Origin of the sequence: Thiothrix sp. (assembly GCF_028714775.1) — a bacterium.
Lineage (GTDB): Bacteria > Pseudomonadota > Gammaproteobacteria > Thiotrichales > Thiotrichaceae > Thiothrix.
Genome location: NZ_JAQTLS010000036.1, coordinates 13,811 through 17,783 on the forward strand (window position 1 = coordinate 13,811; position 3,973 = coordinate 17,783).

Genomic DNA, 3,973 nt, shown 5'->3' on the forward strand with positions numbered 1-3,973 from the left:
AATGCGCCATCACCTGTCCGTGCCGCTTGGCGGGCGGTGCGGAAAGCATTGAGTTCAGTTTCGCTGATTTCCCCATCCGCATCGGTATCATAGCTGGCAAAGGGGACAGCACCACGGGCAAGGAGGTTATCTGGTTGGCCCCGCATTGGCGCACCGTCTGTTGCCCGTCCTGCTTGGCGGGTGGTGCGGAAGGCATCCAATTCAGCTTCGCTGATTGAGCCATTCGCATCCGTATCGTAGCTGGCAAACGGCACTGCATCCTGCATCAATGCGCCATCACCTGTCCGTGCCGCTTGGCGGGCGGTGCGGAAAGCATTGAGTTCAGTTTCGCTGATTTCCCCATCCGCATCGGTATCATAGCTGGCAAAGGGGACAGCACCACGGGCAAGGAGGTCTTCCGCTTGCGCACTTGGCAAGGCAACAGCCAATGAAAAGGCAATTGCCGGGACGGTCACTAACAGCTTGAAATTAGATAAGGTTTTCATATCCGTACACTCTTAATTTAAAGGAAAGCACATTAACGCCAGCCGCGCCCCATACCTGCGCCGCCACCTTGACCACGCCCACCACCATTGGCATTGCCCCGTTCACGCGGGCTGTTGACGATAGCATCCACCTCCGCTTGTGGCAGGGCTTGCGCGGTATAAGCAATACCTTGGTTTTCGATCAGCCCAACGAAAGCCCGTAAGTGGTTGCGAGAGCCTTTCATCAGGTTTTCGTAAACCGCCGCAATGTCGGGACGGGTTGTGCCAGCAATGGCCTTTTGCAGGTCAGCGATGTCGGTTTCTTCAATCAGTGCCCCGGCTTGCAAGGCATCCAGCGCGGAAATTCGCCCTTTTGCCAACAACTGCGCATACAAAGAGGCCAGTTGCCCATTAGCGAATGCGCCTACTGCATCGTTCACCACCGGGTCAACCAGCCCGTAAGTTTGTATCAACTGCTTGATACGGTCGGTGTGTTGTTGCTCGGAAGCGGAGATGTTGTTGAAGGCGGGTAACTTCCACTGTTGGTACAAAGTGATGTAAACATCCCGCGCCAGCTTTTCTTCCTCACGCATGAACAGCAGTGCTTCGCCTTCTGCAACGCCCAAGCCTTGGTAGCTGACAACCCGGTTACTACCAGCATTAGCGTTACCCTTGGCGAAAACTGTTGGCGCTGTTACCAGTGTGGTGCAAGCGATGGCGATCATGCCTGCGATAAGTGTTTTATGGAGTTTCATGGGTAGTACCTCTTTCATGTAGTTTTATTGCCGCCCGCACTGTTCCATCGGGCTATCTACGATTGCATCGACGGTTGCTTGCGGGAGGAGTTGTGCGGTGTAAACAATGCCCGCCAGTTCTATCAGGCTGACAAAAGAACGGAGATGGTTGCGTGAACCGCAGATCAGGTTGTTGTAGGTCTGGATGACCGCCAATTGGTTAGTGCCATCCGTGGCTTCGACAACGGCTTCCTGCAAATCCTTGATGTCGTATTCTTCGATGAATGCACCGACTTTCAGTGCTTCAGTAAGGGAAGTTGAACCTTGCGCCACCAGTTGCGCGTACAAATCAGCAATGGCGGCATTATTGAAAACGCCCACGCCGTTACTGCCCACCGGGTCAGCTAAACCAGCGGCATCCAGCAGCAACTTAATTTTGTCCATGTGGGTCTGTTCGGAACGGGTAGCGATGGTTTGGAAAGTTACCTCTGCCCATCGGTCATACAAGGTCAGGTAAACATCCCGCGCCAGTTTTTCCTCTTCGCGGATGAACAGCAGGCTATCACCTTCCAAGGCACTCAAAGGCTGCTGCAAAACAGGCAACACCATACCCGCCCCACCACCGGAACCACCGCTGCTGCCACCGCCACCACAAGCGGCGATAGAAGCCAAGGAACTTGCCAACAGCAGGCAGCGTATAATAGAGGACAGTTTCAACGTCAATCTCCCGATAATTTGTGGACATGTATCCACAGTACCGGGGCAATCTGAAATGGAGCTGAAAAGTGTGAATCAAAGCAACCTAAGGTTGCCGAGTGCCATTAATGCGCAACGCACCACTATCAAAACTGTAGACAGCCTGTAACGTTTCGTTCCAATACTTCGCTGTTTGTTTTGCTTTGTGGATGATCAGCGCATCAGCAAAGTCGGGTAATTTCCAACGCTTCCCTTCCGCATCGTGGGTCGGATAATCTGCTTGGAAGTCATTCAGTGCTGCCCATACCGCCTGCGGGTTTTCAAACACTAGCGCAGGCTCACCCAACAAATCACCAACCAATTTGATCACATCATCGCGGCTCGCTTGGTATTTCTTACCGCTTAACGTCCAGATGCATTCGACCAAAACCACATCCGTCACTAACACACGCTCGTGCAGATCAAACAGTTGGCTTGCTTTGGGGGATTGTTCGTCATCATCTTGCAGCACATGCCGCAACAACACGTTGGTATCAATAGCGATCATGCAGTGCATCCTGCCGCGACTCTGCATCACTGATCGGCTGCAATGCCTTGAGGTGTTTGAGGCTACCCCGACTGATGCCGCGTAACTTCCTGATGACGGTCAGTTTTCCGTTATATTCAAAAATATCGACATAATCACCGGGTAAAATACCCGTCTTATCACATAACACTTTAGGCAAGGTGACTTGCCGCTTGGCACTGACTTTGTGCATCACATCCACCGTTCTGGTTTTACTTTAAAGACATAGTAAAGCCATGCAGTGGAAACGGCAAGCGGCTCACTTCACAGAAGCCAAGGAACTTACCAACAGCAGGCAGCGTGTAATAGGGGATAGTTTCAACATCAATCTCCCGATCATCTATGAACATGCATCCACAGTACCGGGGCAATCTGAAATGAAACTGAAAATATTTTCAGACTCATTATGTGCATAGATGACCACCCCCTTGACATGACAGTTGGGGCAACCTTACGATTGCTGCAAGTGTGGCGTTTCTCCGCAACACGATGGTCATGCTAGAGAATTGGCGTGACCAGCAACTATAAGTTTCTATGTGTGTTGTTGCACCCTCAACAAGCCCTAGCTGCCAAGCCTTACGGTTTGCGGCGAACCCTATAAAGCCCTGGCGTGCCACTAGCACAGGGCGGCATCCTGCGGGATGTTGGTGGTCTACCTTTACTTCACCCTGCCCCTTGCTGGGCTTTTTACTGCTTCTTTTTACTTACCCCGCTGGGAGAATTACTCCCGATGGGTGTGTTTCTCTTGGCGTCATTGCGCCCATTTTCAGGAGAAACACCATGAACACTTCCAATACTTCCGTTAAATATTTCAACCTGCACACTGCTGGCATTGGTTACGTTTCCCGTATCCGTGAAGTGCCAGTCAAACGCGGTGCGCCATTCTTGGCGTGCAACATCAGTGCATTACACGGCGCTGCTGATGCGGTTGAATACACCAAGTTCGATTGCCGGGTTTCCGGCGGTGAGGCTGAAAAGCTGATCCGCCGTTGCATGGATGCGGTTGCCGAAGAAAAGAAAGTCCTTGTGGGCTTTAACCTTGGCGACCTGTACCCAGACCTGTACACCAAAGCTGACGGCTCCCCCGCTGTCAGCCTGAAAGCACGCCTGCTGCGCATCGACTGGATAAAAGTTGATGGGCAAAACGTCTACACTGCCCCCAAGCGGGATGCAGAAGACGTTGCAGATGCCGCTTAATCTCTGCGTTTACTTTTACATTGCCTATCGGGGAAGCATTAGCTTCCCCCGTGCGGCCTTTGCAATTTGCTGCTGTGGCATTTCGGCAGTGTACTGGTGATGGCCTGTCAGGCCGCCACCCGTACACTGCTGCCGGTTGCACGTCGCCGGTTATACAGACGCTTGCCCCTTTGTGCGGAACCTGTCTGCGCGTTGGTTGTGGTTCGCCGCAGCATTGGCCTTCCGCCCCAGTTTTGGAAGGCAACAGGAGTTTTTGGCAGTTGGCTACAAGGGACAACTGGCCTACCGGCCTGTTTGGGGATTTTCCGATTCCGGGT

At 52.6% G+C, this 3,973-nt stretch carries 6 protein-coding genes; 1 reads left to right on the forward strand and 5 read right to left on the reverse strand.

The features are described from left to right. The 5 genes from PHE17_RS20350 to PHE17_RS20370 form a co-directional block, all read right to left on the reverse strand. A partial coding sequence (locus PHE17_RS20350; RefSeq protein WP_301017756.1) for a hypothetical protein occupies positions 1-485 on the reverse strand: 485 nt, incomplete at its 3' end. Between the two features lie 32 nt (positions 486-517). Continuing rightward, positions 518-1,219, reverse strand: coding sequence for a DUF2202 domain-containing protein (locus PHE17_RS20355; RefSeq protein ID WP_301017757.1), 702 nt, complete (start codon positions 1,217-1,219; stop codon positions 518-520). 24 nt (positions 1,220-1,243) lie between these two features. After that, positions 1,244-1,915, reverse strand: coding sequence for a DUF2202 domain-containing protein (locus tag PHE17_RS20360; RefSeq protein WP_301017758.1), 672 nt, complete (start codon positions 1,913-1,915; stop codon positions 1,244-1,246). 85 nt (positions 1,916-2,000) lie between these two features. Then, positions 2,001-2,441: a type II toxin-antitoxin system VapC family toxin gene (locus tag PHE17_RS20365; protein WP_301017759.1), complete on the reverse strand. Its 441-nt coding sequence runs from the start codon at positions 2,439-2,441 to the stop codon at positions 2,001-2,003. Beyond that, the gene (locus tag PHE17_RS20370; RefSeq protein ID WP_301017760.1) at positions 2,428-2,652 is read right to left on the reverse strand and encodes an AbrB/MazE/SpoVT family DNA-binding domain-containing protein; all 225 of its coding nucleotides are present in this window, start codon (positions 2,650-2,652) and stop codon (positions 2,428-2,430) included. Before PHE17_RS20370 ends, PHE17_RS20365 begins: the two co-directional genes overlap by 14 nt. A 587-nt stretch (positions 2,653-3,239) precedes the next feature. On the opposite strand from PHE17_RS20370, the gene PHE17_RS20375 reads away from it, so the two are divergent. Further along, positions 3,240-3,656, forward strand: coding sequence for an STY4534 family ICE replication protein (locus PHE17_RS20375; protein WP_301017761.1), 417 nt, complete (start codon positions 3,240-3,242; stop codon positions 3,654-3,656). The last annotated feature ends 317 nt before the right edge of the window (positions 3,657-3,973 follow it).

What these genes read in the sequence shown, in the direction of transcription:
- PHE17_RS20355 (WP_301017757.1), bottom strand. Translation starts at nt 1,219, where the DNA reads ATGAAACTCCATAAAACACTTATCGCAGGCATGATCGCCATCGCTTGC.
- PHE17_RS20365 (WP_301017759.1), bottom strand. Translation starts at nt 2,441, where the DNA reads ATGATCGCTATTGATACCAACGTGTTGTTGCGGCATGTGCTGCAAGAT.
- PHE17_RS20370 (WP_301017760.1), bottom strand. Translation starts at nt 2,652, where the DNA reads ATGCACAAAGTCAGTGCCAAGCGGCAAGTCACCTTGCCTAAAGTGTTA.
- PHE17_RS20375 (WP_301017761.1), top strand. Translation starts at nt 3,240, where the DNA reads ATGAACACTTCCAATACTTCCGTTAAATATTTCAACCTGCACACTGCT.